Raw genomic sequence first — 16390 nt, 5'->3', positions numbered from 1 at the left:
ATGCGTATAACCGAACTAGGAAAACTGTAATTGTCGCCACAGGCCATGTCAAGCGAACGTGCGTGAGATTTTTCAGGAGCCCATCAGCCCCCTCGTTAAAGTGGATCATTCCCATCTTGAGTATGTAGACTGGGCTACCTACTTACGAAAGGCATGTCGTGACCAATGAGAAACTCCGCAAACGTCCCGCCCGCGAGCGTCTCATGGCCGCTGCCGCAGAGTTGTTTTATGCGCACGGAATGACAGCCACTGGCATAGACGCGATCACCGACAAGGCAGGAGTGGCGCGGAAGAGTCTTTACAACAATTTCGCGTCCAAGGATGATCTGATAGTCGCTTACATCCAAGCCCGGCATCAGGAATGGCTGGGACTTTACGAACACCGATCGGCCGGGGCCGCGTCCGGCCGCGACCAGGTACTTGCTGTGTTTGACGCCTATATTGACCATGCAGAGGCCGCCTACATCGATGGCTTTCGCGGTTGCGGCCTCCTCAATGCTGCCGCCGAGCTACCCGCTGGGGCACCCGGGCGAGTTGCCGTGCGAGAGCACAAGGAAGAGGTTGAAGCGATCTTGAGCACTGGCCTGGCGGAGATTCTCGATCCGGACCGCGCAGCGAGCCTTGCTGAGCAGTTGTCCTTCATCCTCGAAGGAGCTGTGGCACGGGCTGGTTTGGAGGGCACTTCGGATCGGTTGGTCCATGCCCGTGCGATCGCCAATTCCTTGATGGAAACACAGTGAACCGAAGCCGGTTGATGGCGATTGGCGCGATCACAGTCACCTCGCTCCTTTGGGGAACCACTGGTACCGCAGCAACATTTGCACCCGATGCTGGGCCCTTGGCAATCGGCGCCGCAGCTTTGGGAATCGGCGGCCTGTTGCAAGCACTCATAGCGATCCCCGCACTTAAGGCCAGCCGTGGACAGCTACGCTCCAACTGGCGCCTCGTGGGTTTGGGTGCGGCTGCGGTCGCCATCTACCCACTGGCGTTTTACAGTTCGATGCATCTGGCCGGGGTTGCCCTCGGCAGCGTAGTTTCCCTAGCCTCAGCCCCACTTGCTTCCGGCGTCTTGGAATGGCTTGCCCATCGCTCCCCCCTGAGCCGCTGGTGGCTGTGGGCAGCATCCCTTGGCGTCAGTGGCAGTACTCTGCTCTGCCTGTCCAAGATGACCCATGACACCGGCGACGCCGCATCAACTCTTGCGGGAATCGCACTGGGTTTAGTCGCCGGAGCCACGTACGCCACCTACTCTTGGTGCGCTCAACGCCTCATGTCCCAGGGCATCAACCGAGCCGCCGCTATGGGATCGATCTTTGGAGTAGGCGGCGCACTGCTGCTGCCGGTTCTATTTCTCACAGGAGCACCGCTGGTGGCAAACCCGCAGGCATTCGCGGTTGCCTCCTACATGGCGCTGATCCCAATGTTCATTGGATATCTATTATTCGGCTATGGACTATCGAAGGTTTCCGCCAGCACGGCCACAACCATCACCTTGAGCGAGCCAGCCGTCGCAGCAATCCTGGCCGTCGTCGTCGTCGAAGAACGCCTCAGCACCATGGGCTGGATCGGCCTGGGCATCATTGGTTTAGCACTCACAGTCTTGGCAGTGGCGCCGGCAAACACAGTCACGAGAGTGGAAGTTGGCCCCCAACGGGTGAACTCCGGGGCAGTTGCCAATAAGCCGTCGGGAGGAAATGCACAGGGCGTTCCCGCGTGCACTCAACACCTCGACCATTTCCCTATCGACTCGTGACATCGCCCCTGAGCAGAGCGAAAACCCCTGTAATAGGGGTTGTGCGTGTCCACGGTGGAAGTCCAGCCAAGTACTGGCCACTGGGGTCGCAGGCAAGCTTTGAGGTTCTGCCAAATTCCATCTCCGGACTTGAATCCACCAGCGGTCAGACACCCAGCCCTGATTGTTGCAACCAGTGGTCAAGTTCAGTCCCGGCGGCCTCAAGGTCTTCTCCCCGCAGGGCCAGCCCTGGAAGCACCTCGGCCGTGGTGAGCCTGGCCCGGTAGTCCTGTTCTACGCTGCCCATGCCGCTGACGGCATAGGTGACAAAGGGACGGACCACCTTTCCGGCCAAGTCAACGCTGTCAAGGAATGTGGACATGATCATTGGAGCCCGAACGTTCCAGACAGGGCTGCCCAGGAGCACGGTGTTGTACTGTCCCAGGTTCGGCAGTGACTTCGCGATGGCGGGGCGGGAGTTGTTCCTTTGTTCGTCGGCATTTCGTGCAACCGTTTCATCGTAGGAATTCGAGTACTGGTTCGTCTCCTCAATCCGGTATACGTCACAGGCGGTCCGATCGCTGATCATCCCGGCCAACACCTCGGTGTTGCCCTTGGTGAGGACCCGGCGACCACCATCGTGATAATTTTCCCCGGCACGGGAGAAGTAGACCAGAAGTGTCTTGGAGTTCGGCCCAGTGGTCATCGCTGGTTGTCCTTGCGAAGTGGTTGTGGACGGGATCGGTTCTGCCGTTGCGCAGCCTGCCAGTGCCGCCATGAGTGCCCCACCGCCAAGAAATCCGGCGTGGAACATGGTTCTGCGGTTCGGGTTTTCCATTAGTGCAGGTCTCCATTCATGTTTTGGGGTGTTCGATTCGGTAGCAAGTTCTCAGCTGCAACGGTGCGATTGCGGTGCACTAGTTCCGCTGGCAGGATCAGGACAAGAACGGCTGCCAAGGCGATTGCGAGCATCACGCTGCCGCCCGCGTAGGCGTCCACAACCCGTCCTTCCAGGGTGCTGGCCCCTGCTGCAATGGATGTCAGAAGTGCCACGCCGAGCGTGCTGCCGAGTTGATGTGCTGTGTTGACTAGTCCGGAGGCCGCACCGGCGTCCTCGGGTTTGGCTCCGGCAATGCCGGCCGCGGTCAAGGGTCCGAAGGCGAGTCCCTGACCGAGGCCGATGATCAGCAGCGGTCCCGCCACTCCGGCCAGAAACGACGTGTCCGCGGAGAGTTGAGAGATCCAGACCATGCCAAGCAATACCAGGGCAAGACCGACGGCGAGCAAAGGCGCGTTCCCGAATCGCCGGATCAGCCGGGAAACAAACAAGGACGAGCCGAATTGAAGAACCGTCATGGGCAGGAAGCCAAGGCCCGCTTGAAGCGGGGTCCAACCGTAGACGCCTTGGAAGAACTGGGTTGTGAAGAAAAAGAATCCGATCATGGTGCCTGCGAACAGGAGTCGGGCAATCGCAGCACCGGAGCGTTCACGGCTTCGAAACAGGCGCAGTGGCATGATTGGCTGCCGGGCACGCCACTCGTTGATCACGAAGATCGCCAGAATGAGTGTGCCGAGCACTATTGAACCAACTGTCAGAGGTGCTGCCCATCCCTGCTCCGCAACGTTGATGACACCGTAGACAAGCGCTCCCATTCCCAGGGTTGAGGTGATGGCTCCGGCCAGGTCGAACCGTCCGAGGCTTGCGGGAAAGGCTGGCAGGAACTTCCACGAAGCGATGATCATGAGGATCGCGATGGGGACATTGATGAAAAAGCCGGCCCGCCAGGAGAGCCAACCTGCCAAGGCGCCACCTGCAACGAGTCCAAGGCTGGCACCGAGTCCTGCAGTAGTCCCATATGCTGCGATGGCGCGGGAGCGTTCAGGTCCAGCGGGAAACAGTGCGGTGATCAATGACAGCGAAGCCGGGGCCACGATGGCGGCGCCAATCCCTTGAAAGGCACGGGCACTAATGATCCATGCCTCGTTCTGGGCAGTTCCCACAAGGAACGACGCAAACCCAAACACCACCAGACCCACCACGAACACACGCTGTCGACCGAGCAGATCACCGGCCCTCGCCCCCAACAAAAGTAGACCGCCAAACACCAGGGTGTAAGCGTTCTGAACCCAGGCCATGGCTGTAGGCGAGAGATCCATGCTGGCTTGGATCTGCGGCAACCCAGTAAAGATGATTGAGTTATCCAGCACGATCATGAAATAGCTGACCAGGACTATCGCCAGGATCATTCCGGTGTGGCGCGGAGCTGCTTCCTGGGGGCCGCCAGGCGCTTTGGCATTCAGGGTTGTTTCCATAACCTCTAGTCCACAGCAGAACAGAAAACTGTGTCAGTGCCCATCGATCAGGGTACTCCCAGTACCTGCCTCGCAGACTTGCGGCGGTAACCCGCCTTAGGCTTTCTGTTCAACCACCGCATCCTTGGCCTATTGTCCGCTATTCCTAGCCCAGACGCATGGCAGCACCAACTCCCCCTTCCGACGCGGAACCACCCTTGCCTCATGAATGATCAAGGCTGGTTCGGCTGCGCCTGCCATTTTGGTCCGCCCCATGCCCCGCAAGGTCTATTATTCAAAGAGACCCCACTTTTTCAACACAGCATTGGAGCGCCCCATGACAGATGTGACCGCCGCACATGATGTCTTCTACGGCAATCCTGCAACCGACGATGACATTGACCTCGTAGAAGAAACTCCGCGATCCGCCGTCGCCCGCTTCAAGGACCGGCCCGACGTCGTTCGTCACCGCGGCAGGTACGTCCTGATCAACCGCGACCGCACGCCCAACGAGGCCATGGTGGATGACCTGCTGTTCATCCGCGCCGCATTGGAGGCCGCGAAACTCGACTATCTGCTGGTGCGCGGCAACGACGAGCGCCCCGTGATTTCCGTTGATTGGAAGAATCGCGCCGAGCTACGCAAGGCACTCGTGACGGCCTGCGCCAACGAACCGTTCTACGCAATGACGGTGGACGCGCGCAAGAAGTCGGCGTTGCTGGTGGCTGACGGAACACTGGCCAAGAACCGCAAATCCCGAATCCTGCGACTGTACCGGCCTCGGTTGGAGCCCGACGGCGGCCTCAGCTATGGCGCGTCGCTTGGGGTACAGATCGAGCTGTGGAGCTTTGAAGGCGAGCAATTGATTCTGCCGGTGGAAAACTCACTGACCCGGCGCACGCTGCTGGCCCAGGATGCTGTGCGTGGCACTGTGGAACGCTACGGTCACGTTTGGCCGACCATTGAGAACATGTTCGCGGACCATGCTTCCGATATCGGCTTCGACATTGACCTGGTCTTCTCCTGGGTTGACGGCAGCTCACCCGAATACATTGCCGCCCGCCGCGCCCGGATGAAGGGTGTGGTGGTGGGCGAAGGCGACGACCATGAGGCGCGGTTCCGGCAGATCGACGAACTGAAGTATGCACTGCGCTCCGTCTACACCTTTGCGCCGTGGATTCGCCGCATCTTCATCGCCACCGACTCCCCCGCCCCGTCCTGGCTGGCCGACCATCCCTCGGTGACCGTGGTTCGCAGCGAGGATTTCTTCGCCGACCCGTCGGTACTGCCCACGCACAATTCACAGGCCGTGGAATGCCAGCTGCACCACATCGAGGGCTTGTCGGAGCACTTCCTGTACTCCAATGACGACATGTTCTTCGGCCGTCCAGTCAGCCCCGACATGTTCTTCACGCCCGGCGGCATCACGAAGTTTATTGAAGCCGAGACGAGGATTGGCCTCGGCGAGAACGACGCCGAACGCAGCGGCTTCGAAAATGCCGCCCGGGTGAACAGGAAGCTGTTGTGGGAACGGTTCGGGAGGATCACCACCCGTCACCTGGAACACGCTGCAGCACCCCTTCGCCGCAGCGTCATGGCCCAGATGGAACGCGAATTCCCTTCGGAATTCAGTGCGACGGCGGCCAGCACCTTCCGCGCGGCGGAGAACATTTCCGTCACCAACTCGCTGTACCACTACTACGGGTTGCTCACGGGCCGGGCCGCAGTTCAAACCGCGGCCAAGGTGCGATACATCGATACGACCGCGAGATCTGGCTTGAACTACCTGCCGAAACTGCTGGCCAAGCGCAACGCAGACTTCTTCTGCCTCAACGACGGGAGCTTTCCCGAGGTACCCGCCGCGGAGCGAGCCGAATTAGTCACCGACTTCCTGAAGAAGTACTTCCCGATCACGGCGCCCTGGGAAAAGTAGCCCACCTCTGCTGGCCTGCACGTTTCATGGGGTTTAGCGCGGCGTCAGCCCTCGCGGTCGTGCCTGAATAGGGATACCCGTGGTGCGCGGCGCGTGGTCGGGGATGCGCACCCCGGCCGCACTGAGACGGACGCGTGTTTCCTCGGCGCTAACCTGCTCACCGACAGTCGAGCCGGCCCCCAGCGGCACCGTTGAGTGGACAATGGTGTGCTCATACACGTGGACGAGGTTGAAGGACTGGCCGCCGTCTCGGCCGCGGGTGCCGCCGACCGGCACGTTCAGATCCTGGGTATAGCACGTGGCCGAGGCAACGGACACAGGGATCCCGGCGAACATGGCTGTGGTCGAATAGTGCAGGTGGCCGGCCAAAATGGTGCGTACGTCGGAGCCACGCAACACGGCAGCCAGCTCTGATTGCCGGCGCAGCTCGACCAGCACGGCCAGGTCCAACACGCTGGGAACCGGCGGGTGGTGAAGTGCCAGGATGGTGCCGTCCGGAGCGGGAGTGGCCAGTTCCTCGGCCAACCACTTGAGCTGGTCCGCACCGAGCTCACCGTGGTGGAACCCCGGCACCGAGGTGTCCAGGGTGATGACCCGCAGCCCGTTCAGGAAATAGCTGTGGTCTATGGGAGCGCTGTGCGCAGCTTCCCCCAGCAAGCCGGCACGGAAGTTTCCGCGATGGTCGTGGTTCCCCATTGCCCAAATAACCTCGGCCCCCATGGCCTTGCAGGCGGGCTCCACGATCCGGCGCAGCTTGGCGTAGGCCTCGGGTTCGCCTTTGTCGGTGAGGTCGCCGGTAAAAATGATCGCCTCCGGACGGGCACCCGACGCCGTGATTTCGGCGAAGATTTGGCGCAACCGCTCCTCGCTGTCCACGGCCCCGTAGAGGGGATCCGGGCCACCCAGCAGGTGGGTGTCGCTCAAATGAAGCAGGAAGTGGCGCGGCCTGGGATGTTCGGCCTCGATGAAGTCCATGACTGCCTTAATGGTCGGTTGGATGCGGCGGCTGCCACACTCCTCTCATATACCTCTATCCAACCACCGTCCCGGTGAACTGGAGGCTAACACTGCCGAGAATTTGGAATAACGTCTCTGGTTCATGCTCCTTCATCTGGCTGGCGGGCCGCTTGCGAGTCACCAACACCACCCATTGGAAGTCCTGGATGCGGCGCGCCGATGCAAGACACAGCTGTGAACACGAGATGTCCGGCATGGCGACCGATCGAGGTGTCGGAAGCGTTCCTCCATGGCCATGCGAAGAGGATCATCGCAAAACCATGGGCGCCAACACAGTTAGATGCCCCGAATGACTCCCCAGCAGAGCTCAACCTCCGCGAAGCAGGCAAACCACTTGCCGGGGCGCACTTGGCCGCGGGGGCGTCCGCCGTTTCAGAACACCCCTGCTCGTGCCGCGGCCATTTCCATACCCAAGCCGTCATTGCCGGTGAAACTGGCAGACTCCGAGACCGGTTGACTAGATAAACCCCAGCCAACAATCAATTCACCTGACGGTTGGACACACGTTAGAAAATCTCTCCGCAGTTCGTGGCTAATTCTAGTTGGGCTCCGTGAGGTCACCTGCTGCCCCTTATTCACTTGGTGAAGCGCCGGCTCGGGCGAGGGCCCGAACCACGCCCAGCCGTTCTGGCGCTGCCCAGGCTGGAGCTACATCCGCTTCCAGGGGGCCGGTCCACAGGCGCACGGCGAGGAAGGCTCACGCCCAACAATTCGCCGTCGTAGTCTGCAGACGGCTGCAGCAGCACGCCCAGGCGCGATTTGCGTACGGGTTTGGTCCGGTGGCTGTAGAGCGCACGCAGATCCGATGCGGGGCGAAGTGGCAACCGGGTTAGTAGCTCGCGCTTCACGCCAGCCCGGGTTCGACCAAGACACACTCTGGCACCTGGGACGGAAGGAGGACCCGAACCATGAAGTCAGCATTGCCTGGCAGTGCTACCAAAAGCTCCGGGCCATCTATCATGCTAGACCGGAGAAGGGCTGCTGAACTCTTGTCCATGAGGCCTTTGTAGTGGATGGCAATGACGTTGAACTGCGATGCGTGGACGCCAGTATCTGCAGATCCTGTGCCGCTGATGCTCTCTTTGCCCGCCGATACCGTGGTGGGCACCGGACACCAGAATGGCAGCCAGCGCCAGGACTGCCGGGATTTTCCGCGATCGAGGCATTGCAAATAGTGGCGCCGCAATTCGCCCAACTTTATGAATCTACCGAATGATTCATGATCGTACTGAAGGAGTGAAAGCAGAGAGCTGTAGGTGCCCGCCACTGGTGGCGGGCACCTACAGCTCTCTGCGGATCAGGAAAAAGTCACCACTAATTCCTTCCAAATTTGCTGTCATAGCGGTAGAGGAATGCCGCGATTGCATCGCGCTGAATGGACAAGTTCGGACGGAATGTCACGGTCTGGTTCGGCTCGATCCAGCCTGAAGTGATCCCATTGGCTGCCAGCCAGGTGATCTCCTTGTAGAACATGTTAGTGCTGGAAACGTCAGTGAAATTGCTGGCTCCGGTCACAGCGGGACTGCCATGAATCCGGTACAGGAACGCGGCCACGGCGTCCCGGTTGACCGTCGCAGAGGGCTGGAAAGTACGGACGTTGCCAGAAAGGTACCCCGTGGTGATCTTGCTGGCGTACAGCCAGGTGATCTCCTTGTAAAACGGCGCAGTAGTGGCAACGTCTTCGAAGGGTGAAACTGCAGGTGGCGTAAACGCAGGACTGCCCTTGAACCGGTACAGGAAAGCCGCGAACGCATCACGCGCGATCGGCTGGACGGGACGGAAAGTCCAGGTATTGCCGGCTTCAGGCCAACCCGTGGTGATATTGTTCCCAGCCAGCCAGGTGATCTCATTGTAGAACGGGTAGCTCGTTGGAACGTCGGTAAATGACGTGGGCGTTGGTGTAACTGTCGGGGTGGGTGACGGCGTCGGGGTGGGTGTCGGCGTAGGTACAGTTTGGACCCCCATGGCCTGGGCAACGGTCTGCACCGAGGTGGTGCCGTTGGCGGTACGCGCAGCCAACCACGTGACGAACTGCTGGAAGAGCGTGGGACTAATGGTCAGGGTGGGATCCGTTCCGACGGCGATACGGTGGAAGGTCAGTTGAACCCAGCCGCCCTTCGCTTCGGCGTTGGTCACCGAATCCTGCAGATCCTTTAAGGTCCAGGTGCTGTCCACCTGGTCAGGTGCCCTGATGATCATCGGCTTGGCTGGCGGGAGCGTCTCCGCAAAAGGGCAGTCGGCGCAGCTGGCCGGGGAGTGCAAGTCGCCGAGGCCGCGGGCGCTGGTGTAACCGCAGCTCTTGGCGTCATTCTCAACTGAGGCATTCTCCTCTGCGAACGGGTACGCAAAACTGTCGACGGTGAAACCCCAGCTTTGCAGGGTGGTTCTGCCGTCACAGATTTCCTTGGTTGCGGCGGCAGTGGAAAGCTGTGTGAGGTCCGGGTGTGTGACCGTATGCCCACCGATCTCATTGCCGTCTGCCACAAAATTGTGCAGGTCCGCCTGAGTCAAGTAGCCAGTGTCGCCAATCCAGCTGGTGGTGATGTAGAAAGTGCCAACCAGCCCGCTGGCCTTGAGAACCTGCTCGGCTGCCGCTTGGTCCGCATTGCCGTCGTCAAAGGTGAGGCTGATGATCGTCTTGGGCGTGGCCGCTTGGGCGGGCATGACTGTAATTGAGGCCATGGCACCCAGAACAAGCAGGACCATTGCCCAGGCGCCCCACATTCGAAAGCGATGGCCGCCGCTTGGTTTGTTGGTCCGTGGTGCGATCTCACGAGCCGAATCGTATTTGGATGAAGTCTTGATGGTTCGCATGGTTACCTTCGGGGTTGTCCTGTGCAGCGAGGGAAGATGGCGGGCCAGGCCTTATGTTGCCCTGGTAGGCGCCGCGCATCCAAACGCCGGAGTCTGCGCTCCGGGGCTGGCAAGGATAATCAGTTAAGGTCTTCGACGGTCCACAATGTCCCCCGTTCCACCCGCTGGCCCGATTGGACCACAGTGACAAAAACCACTGGCGAATCTGAGGTTCATTGAACCACACTGCAGGACAATTGTGCGGGGATCCGTCAACAAAAGCTTAATCGCAACAAACCGGGCTTCAACCGGGCCCTGGAGCGAACTCACAATGCACATGGCGGATTGGCAATCTGTCTCATTGCAGGCGTCCCTTCGAATCGTGTCTTCCTAAAGGGCGTTTGTTTGCCTCTATTCTGGTTGCCTTGTTGGGCCAACCGGTACCCGATACCGCGAACAGTCTTGATCCAGCGTGGCGACTGAGGATTGTCGCCGAGTTCCGGCGCAGATTGGCTCTGGAATGAACCATTCGGCGGATGCGATCATCCACCGTGGGATTATTTGGACAGCTTTAGAGTGCTGAACCGGGTCTCCATCCACGAGGCCGGGTCCGGTGTGATCACTGTGACGCGGGACAGGACCAATCCGACGCTCGGCACGGTCGCCCCCAACGGGGCGTCCTGCATTGAGGGGCTTACCTTCATCAAGACTGGCAAAAATACGGGCCAGTCGCCGCTGTCGACATATCCGACCCACAACAACAATTCGCACACTTCGATCTTCGCCGAAACGGTCATCGAAACCGCCCCACGGATCGCCCGCGGATTCCGCAACTTCGAGAACTACAGAATCAGAAACCTGCTCGCAGCTGCCACCCGTATCGGAGGAAACCGCCCCGTGTCAGAAAACATCCTATGCTTTGAGGTCTTGGTCGGTGATGGGGCGCAACCCGGTTGGGTCGACCATGCCCAACGGGTTGTTGCCTACGTAGGCGTGCGGATTACCGTCCCACCCGGCGCCCACGACGTGTGGGAGCGGGTCGGTGCTGAGGAATCCACGACTCGACGGGTCATGGGCGCGGGCTCCTAACCAGTCGAGCCCGGCAACACTGAGCCCGCCCGTAGCCGGGAGCCCCAGACCAACAGGGAGTGAACACACAACACCACGAACAACCCCAGCCCCGGGCAGCCCCGCCCAGCCCGTTACTGCCAGGGGCGGGTTCGGTGATGGTCGTCACGCCGATGCTGACCCACGGATCAACAACGGCCGTGGCCCGTGCCCCACGCCAACCAGGGTTCAACCAGGGTTCAACCAGGCCTCACCAAAACCGGTGACCCCACCGGGCAGGGAAAGAACCTGACCGCCCCCGACCCTGGTCCGGGTCGGTGCAGCGGTGTCCCACCACAGCGGAACACGATCAACACTGGCCAACTCACCTAAGGCATCAACCCACATTGAGTGCGTGGTTAGACTCTGTCCTTCAGGATCACGAGTAACCGTTTCACCCGAATGCCCGAGTTGGTCCCACACATACTCCGTCGATGACCCATCCGCCCAGATCTGGCGAACACGACGCCCCAAACCATCAAAAACGTACCGAGCCACCGAACCATCAGAATCATGGACGGTTTCCAGCTCCCCCGCAACCGTGTAGCCATAAGCGCGCACACCCTCGGGGTGGATTCGCGGACCAGCCGCCCGGCGGTGTCATACTTCCATTCGAGCACCCCAGCACCGACAGCCGTGTCATGACCCGCGGTGTTGTCACTGGCAGAGTCAGATGTGGTGGTTGCGGCGGTGAGTTGACCGGCGTCGTCATAGCCATGCCGGGTCACCCGCCCGTCCTTAGTGATCGCCGCGATACGCCCATGACCATCATGGTCGATCAACGTGATCGCCGTAGCAGGATCCTGCCCCACCCCAGTAGTGGTGGGGGGTCTGTTCGGTGAGTTTCCCGCCACGGTAGACCCAGTCCTGAACGAGGTCTGCGATCACGGAACGGCCCAAATGCCCGGCCGCGTCGTACCCGAACTCTGCCCGCCCCAACAAGGAGTTGCTCATACTGGTGACCCGGCCATCACCTTCACGCACATAGGAGGTGGTTGATCCGTTGGCGTCGGTGAAATTGCTACGGTTCCCATCGGCGTCATAAACCCACGCCAGTGACTGATTCCCGCGTGCACGCCCGATCAACCGGCCACAACGATCAAATCTCAGCTCATGCTCGGTGATCAACCCATCCGGGCTGCTGTGGTCATTGACCACCACACGCCTGTTCAACACATCCCGGTCAACACTGGATACCAGGGCCCCGTCAACACTGACAGACTGCTCGCGCCCGGCACCATCAAAAACCCACGACGTCGTGCGCCCCTCCGGAACAGTCTGGGACAACTGCCGCCCCGCAGCATCATTCGAACCGCTGATCGCCGCCTGATTGAGAGCAATACCCTCCGGCAACCACCCTCCGTTGGTGAGTCGGGGTCCATGGTTAAGGCAACTTTCAGCGTTATGTCGCTTGGACGTCTAGCCAGGCGGACGACCCGGGACATCAATGAGTACAGCAGGCGAATCAATGTCCCGCGGAGTACCCGGTACCAACAGTCCTGTCTGGTATCAGAGCCCCGTGTCGTCGGTATTGGTCGTCCGTCTGACTGTGCTGCCACCGTCTTCCTGAGCGACCACTGTGCGGCGCCTGGACACCGAATGCCGTCTACGGAACGTGAAAATCAGGCCCAGGACGAAGACGACGACGCCTGCACCCATGAGGATGTTACCTACGAGCAGCAAATCGATCCATGCCACTTGAACTGTGAGCGCAAATCTAAGAATTGCACCAACAACGAACAGCAAAACCCCAGCACCAATACTCATGCCCATTTCCTTTTCTCAGCAGCCGTTTCACAGCGAATAGTATGAGCCAGACTGGCTATGCGTTGCCCGGCTCCTGACTGTGCCGACCTCGCCCACCCGCACTTGCTTCGTCGTCGGGGGTGGAGTCTGGGCCATCACTTACGCCATCCGGTGGCGTTCCGTCGTGGTCCGATACGTGCTGCGTGGAAGTAGCACGGGATGTGCCGACTCCCCTGTCCTGTGGCGTGCCTGCATTTTCTGTTGCATCAACGTCCGGATCAATGACCGATGCTTCATGGAGCTGCTCCTTCGAACGGGAGTCGCTTTCGGCAGCGGCCGAATGCTGCCTCTGCGCCTCGATCTTCAACCGTTCGGCAGCCACCGCAGCTTCTTCCGCGTCAGCCGCTGTCCGTGCCGCCACTGCCTCCTTCTCCCGTGCTAGGAGGCCGGATTCGGTCGCATCCTCACGCAAGCTGCTCGCTTGTTCGCGGGCCCTATCCTTTAGTTCCTCAGCCTGGCGTATTCGCCGCCCTCGACTGAGTCTCAACAGGAAAACTACAACCAACAACACCACGATGATGGCTATGGCAATCCAAATCCACGCCGTTGTGTCCATGGCGACTCATCTCCGTCCCATATTGCCGCAGTAGCGTCGTCACCTACCCCCTATACAGTGCAGAGCAAATCACTTGCGCCCTCATGGCCTCATCATCCACCTTCATATCGCGTTTGCCCACCCCCAGCAGCAAATCCACAATTCCGGACCATCGCCGCAGCCTCCAATGGTCAACGCCAATAAGCCTGTGCCTCTCTGAGAACTTGTCCGTGTTTTGCCAGATCAGGCCTGACCGCATTGCCACTGCAGGTGCTCCAATCGATTACCGCTGCCTGGAAGATCAGTGACCTGCAGACACTTTGCGTGATGTACTGCCAATAGCCCGAAGTTTCTTTCCATGGAACGGCCGAGTCGCAGGCCACCTGACACCGTGAAAGAACGGGCCAAGCGCCGCCCATATGGAGCCCGACCCCGTCATCGGCGAGCCCCTCATGCTGCGCACCGGCACCGGCATGCATTCCTCCTACCTCACCGATGGCGCCGGCAACCCCGACGCCCTTGTCACCCACGCCGGAGTCGGTGGGCAATGCCGCCAAGATCCCGATTGCCAGATTTGACGGGCGTGACTGGACTGCTTCAACCAGCGTTGCCCCTCGGACAATCCGCATCAATTGGGTTTGTCAATTGCGCACGGTCCGGATGATGCTATCCGTTCTTGGTCGCCCGCTGTGCAGCGCGGCTTCTTCTGGATTTTCGGAATGTTAGGACGCCGGCGGCCACGGCACCGGCGCCAACTAACAGCGCCAACGGCCTCAATTTCGATGTGTTGCTAGCACCATCGTCTTCAGCAGCAAGGGGAAGTGTCTTGCGGAGTTGCCGCCCTTCGGAGATCATCGAGTTCACTTTTTCACGCTTTTTTAGGCTGGCACGCGTGTCTCGCGGAGGCAACTGTAGTTGCTCTTCGGCTTTAATTCCTGCCTGAAGTTCTCGACCGCGCTCGATTTCGCCGTCCAATTCCGCACCAAAGAGCAGTGTGATGTTCACGATCCACAACCACAATAGGAGGACGACCACCCCGGCGATGGTTCCATACGTTTTTTCATACTTAGAAAAGTTGGCCACGTACAGTCCGAACCCGGCTGAGGCCACGACGGCTGATACAAGTGCGACACCCGCGCCTACACTGATCCATCGAAACTTCGGTTGTTTCACATTGGGAGTGAAGTAATACAGCACGGCGATCAAGGCTATGGCTAGAACGCCAACAACCGGCCATTTGGCGATTTCCCAGACGGAAACTGCTTCAGAGCCTAACCCGATCGCATCTCCAATCACTCGGGCAATCGGTCCAGAAATTACCAGTAGCAGTGCAATGAAGGCAACGAGCACAACGGATGCAAGTGTTACCAGCAACAGCGTGGGGCGAAGTTTCCAAATCGAGCGCCCCTCGTCCGTGCCGTAGATCCTGTTCATCGCACGGCTAAACCCCCCGACGTACGCAGAAGCTGACCACAATGCCGTGAGCAACCCGAGAGTGAACGCCCACCCGGCAGCCCGCGAGCTGGCCAACTGTTCTACAGGCTCTCTCAAAGTACCCACGAGTGAATCGTCCGTGAGCTGGCCAATCAAATCCAGCAATGCTGCGCTGGTTTGTTCCGCCTGCCCCACCAAACCCAGGATTGAAACCAGCGCTAGAAGCGCCGGAAATAACGCCATGACACCGAAGTAGGTTAGTGACGCAGCCATGTCAGTACAACCATCAGCGCTAAATTTTGCGATCGTGCGCCTAATCACATATTTCCAAGCCTGTCCCTTTAGCGCGGAGACTTTCTGCGGCTTTCGAGCATCGTCGGGCCCAGGTGCGTCCACATAGTCAACTGCAGACAAGGAAGACCCCGTCGACGATTTTGAATAGTCCATACACCAGACCCTACATACATGCCCAACATATTCCAGTGCCACCTACCCCGGGTGCAAGGAATACAGCAAAGTCAGGCCACCCACAAAGCCCAGTGATCAGAATTGCCATGAAAGAGAGCAATGCCAATCAAGGCCACTTTCCAGCGACTTGCTTTTCATCCTATTTCTCCTCATACCGGCCGGGGCTCGATCATGTCACCCCCGGAATCCGCTAACACCGCACAGCCTAAGTGGCCCACTCTACTTATCTGGGCTGGGGCCAGCCGCAGAGGCCGGTCCTAGCCAGGCTCCTCGCTTCGGCCTATGGTGGAAAGTGGACGAAAGGATTATTACATGAAGAAAATTCTCATGGTATTGACCAGCGTTTCCACGATCGGCGACACGGCAGAGCAGACGGGGTACAACGTGGCCGAGGCTGCACATCCCTGGAAAGTCTTCAAGGACTCCGGGCATTTCGTCGACTTCGCGTCCATTCAGGGCGGCCAGCCACCGCGCGATGAAGTGGACCAAAACGATCCCATTCAAGTTGCCTTCACCCAAGACGAGACCACACGTGCCGGCCTGTACAACACAGCCCGCGTCGACGTCGTCGACCCTGCACAATACGACGCCGTCTATCTCGTGGGAGGCCACGGCGCCATGTGGGACTTCCCCGACAGCGACGGACTGCAGCGTTTGGTAGCCAGCGTCTACAACAATGGTGGCGTGGTCGGTGCTGTCTGCCACGGCCCCGCGGGCCTGATCAACGTGACGCTGGAGAACGGGATCCACCTCGTCAACAGCAGGAAGGTGGCGGCGTTCACCAACGATGAAGAAGTGGCCGCGGGAAAGGACAAGGTCATCCCGTTCTTCCTTGCCGACCGGCTCGAAGAGCAAGGCGCCACACACGTCTCCGCTGATGTCTTCGAAGAGCAAGTCGTGGTGGACGACCGGCTCGTCACTGGCCAGAACCCGGCGTCCGCGGCCGGAGTCGCCAAGGAGATGGAGAAACTTTTGGCCGAGGTGATTCATCACGAAAAGGCTGAAGAGCAACACCAAGCTGAAGAATTGCGCGCACGCAAGAATTCCGAGAAGGCGGCCGTGGCGAACTCACGCAACGAGCATTGATTCCGCCCGGAAGCCCCGCAGCCGGCGCCAAACTGACGGAGGTGCTGATAAAGCTGTCTCGCGGGTGGGGGTCTCCTCCCCCGCGAGGACGACGCCGGTTGGCTGAGAGATAGGCGGGCCCGCCAGATTCGCGGGGCCGGCTGTGGGACAGCGTCCGCTGTCCGGGCCGGGTCGAGGACCCGGCCCG

At 59.9% G+C, this 16390-nt stretch carries 14 protein-coding genes; 5 read left to right on the top strand and 9 right to left on the bottom strand.

From position 1 onward, the window contains the following. The first annotated feature begins 203 nt into the window (after window positions 1-203). Both BLV41_RS05870 and BLV41_RS05865 read left to right on the top strand, forming a co-directional pair. Complete coding sequence (locus BLV41_RS05870) at window positions 204-740, top strand: TetR/AcrR family transcriptional regulator (protein ID WP_083360619.1); 537 nt, start codon at window positions 204-206, stop codon at window positions 738-740. Beyond that, on the top strand, window positions 737-1753 hold the full coding sequence (locus BLV41_RS05865) for a DMT family transporter (protein WP_074710973.1): 1017 nt from the start codon (window positions 737-739) through the stop codon (window positions 1751-1753). Before BLV41_RS05870 ends, BLV41_RS05865 begins: the two co-directional genes overlap by 4 nt. A gap of 145 nt (window positions 1754-1898) precedes the next feature. Here BLV41_RS05865 and BLV41_RS05860 read toward each other — a convergent pair whose 3' ends face one another. Both BLV41_RS05860 and BLV41_RS05855 read right to left on the bottom strand, forming a co-directional pair. Then, window positions 1899-2570, bottom strand: a complete 672-nt coding sequence (locus tag BLV41_RS05860) for a flavodoxin (RefSeq protein WP_244516750.1) — start codon at window positions 2568-2570, stop codon at window positions 1899-1901. Continuing rightward, window positions 2570-4045, bottom strand: coding sequence for an MFS transporter (locus BLV41_RS05855; protein WP_074710972.1), 1476 nt, complete (start codon window positions 4043-4045; stop codon window positions 2570-2572). Before BLV41_RS05855 ends, BLV41_RS05860 begins: the two co-directional genes overlap by 1 nt. A gap of 316 nt (window positions 4046-4361) precedes the next feature. Here BLV41_RS05855 and BLV41_RS05850 point away from each other — a divergent pair, with 316 nt between their 5' ends. Then, window positions 4362-5957 carry a stealth family protein gene (locus tag BLV41_RS05850; protein WP_083360916.1) on the top strand — a complete coding sequence of 532 codons (1596 nt, stop codon included), beginning with the start codon at window positions 4362-4364 and terminating at the stop codon, window positions 5955-5957. A gap of 33 nt (window positions 5958-5990) precedes the next feature. Here BLV41_RS05850 and BLV41_RS05845 read toward each other — a convergent pair whose 3' ends face one another. From BLV41_RS05845 to BLV41_RS05800, 6 genes are all read right to left on the bottom strand, one after another. Further along, window positions 5991-6932: a phosphodiesterase gene (locus BLV41_RS05845; RefSeq protein ID WP_074710971.1), complete on the bottom strand. Its 942-nt coding sequence runs from the start codon at window positions 6930-6932 to the stop codon at window positions 5991-5993. A gap of 1356 nt (window positions 6933-8288) precedes the next feature. Then, window positions 8289-9788, bottom strand: a complete 1500-nt coding sequence (locus tag BLV41_RS05830) for a polysaccharide deacetylase family protein (RefSeq protein ID WP_074710968.1) — start codon at window positions 9786-9788, stop codon at window positions 8289-8291. Window positions 9789-10679: 891 nt separating this feature from the next. After that, on the bottom strand, window positions 10680-10925 hold the full coding sequence (locus tag BLV41_RS23015) for an RHS repeat-associated core domain-containing protein (RefSeq protein WP_074710966.1): 246 nt from the start codon (window positions 10923-10925) through the stop codon (window positions 10680-10682). 717 nt (window positions 10926-11642) lie between these two features. Then, window positions 11643-12227, bottom strand: a complete 585-nt coding sequence (locus BLV41_RS05810) for an RHS repeat protein (protein ID WP_074710964.1) — start codon at window positions 12225-12227, stop codon at window positions 11643-11645. Between the two features lie 156 nt (window positions 12228-12383). Beyond that, window positions 12384-12641, bottom strand: a complete 258-nt coding sequence (locus tag BLV41_RS05805) for a DUF6458 family protein (RefSeq protein WP_074710963.1) — start codon at window positions 12639-12641, stop codon at window positions 12384-12386. A gap of 55 nt (window positions 12642-12696) precedes the next feature. Further along, window positions 12697-13236 (bottom strand): hypothetical protein, encoded by a 540-nt coding sequence (locus BLV41_RS05800; protein ID WP_074710962.1) that lies wholly within the window; start codon window positions 13234-13236, stop codon window positions 12697-12699. Between the two features lie 398 nt (window positions 13237-13634). On the opposite strand from BLV41_RS05800, the gene BLV41_RS22030 reads away from it, so the two are divergent. Beyond that, complete coding sequence (locus BLV41_RS22030) at window positions 13635-13793, top strand: hypothetical protein (RefSeq protein ID WP_170835432.1); 159 nt, start codon at window positions 13635-13637, stop codon at window positions 13791-13793. Window positions 13794-13881: 88 nt separating this feature from the next. Here the strand turns inward: BLV41_RS22030 and BLV41_RS05790 are convergent, their stop codons facing one another. Further along, complete coding sequence (locus tag BLV41_RS05790) at window positions 13882-15096, bottom strand: YihY/virulence factor BrkB family protein (RefSeq protein ID WP_083360616.1); 1215 nt, start codon at window positions 15094-15096, stop codon at window positions 13882-13884. A 333-nt stretch (window positions 15097-15429) separates the two neighbouring features. Here BLV41_RS05790 and BLV41_RS05785 point away from each other — a divergent pair, with 333 nt between their 5' ends. After that, window positions 15430-16203, top strand: coding sequence for a type 1 glutamine amidotransferase domain-containing protein (locus tag BLV41_RS05785; protein WP_044573187.1), 774 nt, complete (start codon window positions 15430-15432; stop codon window positions 16201-16203). Window positions 16204-16390: the final 187 nt, after the last annotated feature.

The organism is Arthrobacter alpinus, from assembly GCF_900105965.1.
Classification (GTDB): Bacteria; Actinomycetota; Actinomycetes; order Actinomycetales; family Micrococcaceae; genus Specibacter; species Specibacter alpinus.
This window is presented reverse-complemented; position numbering and strand designations above follow the sequence as displayed.

What these genes read in the sequence shown, in the direction of transcription:
- BLV41_RS05870 (WP_083360619.1), top strand. Translation starts at nt 204, where the DNA reads ATGGCCGCTGCCGCAGAGTTGTTTTATGCGCACGGAATGACAGCCACT.
- BLV41_RS05860 (WP_244516750.1), bottom strand. Translation starts at nt 2,570, where the DNA reads ATGGAAAACCCGAACCGCAGAACCATGTTCCACGCCGGATTTCTTGGC.
- BLV41_RS05855 (WP_074710972.1), bottom strand. Translation starts at nt 4,045, where the DNA reads ATGGAAACAACCCTGAATGCCAAAGCGCCTGGCGGCCCCCAGGAAGCA.
- BLV41_RS05850 (WP_083360916.1), top strand. Translation starts at nt 4,362, where the DNA reads ATGACAGATGTGACCGCCGCACATGATGTCTTCTACGGCAATCCTGCA.
- BLV41_RS05845 (WP_074710971.1), bottom strand. Translation starts at nt 6,932, where the DNA reads ATGGACTTCATCGAGGCCGAACATCCCAGGCCGCGCCACTTCCTGCTT.
- BLV41_RS05830 (WP_074710968.1), bottom strand. Translation starts at nt 9,788, where the DNA reads ATGCGAACCATCAAGACTTCATCCAAATACGATTCGGCTCGTGAGATC.
- BLV41_RS05805 (WP_074710963.1), bottom strand. Translation starts at nt 12,641, where the DNA reads ATGAGTATTGGTGCTGGGGTTTTGCTGTTCGTTGTTGGTGCAATTCTT.
- BLV41_RS05800 (WP_074710962.1), bottom strand. Translation starts at nt 13,236, where the DNA reads ATGGACACAACGGCGTGGATTTGGATTGCCATAGCCATCATCGTGGTG.
- BLV41_RS22030 (WP_170835432.1), top strand. Translation starts at nt 13,635, where the DNA reads ATGGAGCCCGACCCCGTCATCGGCGAGCCCCTCATGCTGCGCACCGGC.
- BLV41_RS05790 (WP_083360616.1), bottom strand. Translation starts at nt 15,096, where the DNA reads ATGGACTATTCAAAATCGTCGACGGGGTCTTCCTTGTCTGCAGTTGAC.
- BLV41_RS05785 (WP_044573187.1), top strand. Translation starts at nt 15,430, where the DNA reads ATGAAGAAAATTCTCATGGTATTGACCAGCGTTTCCACGATCGGCGAC.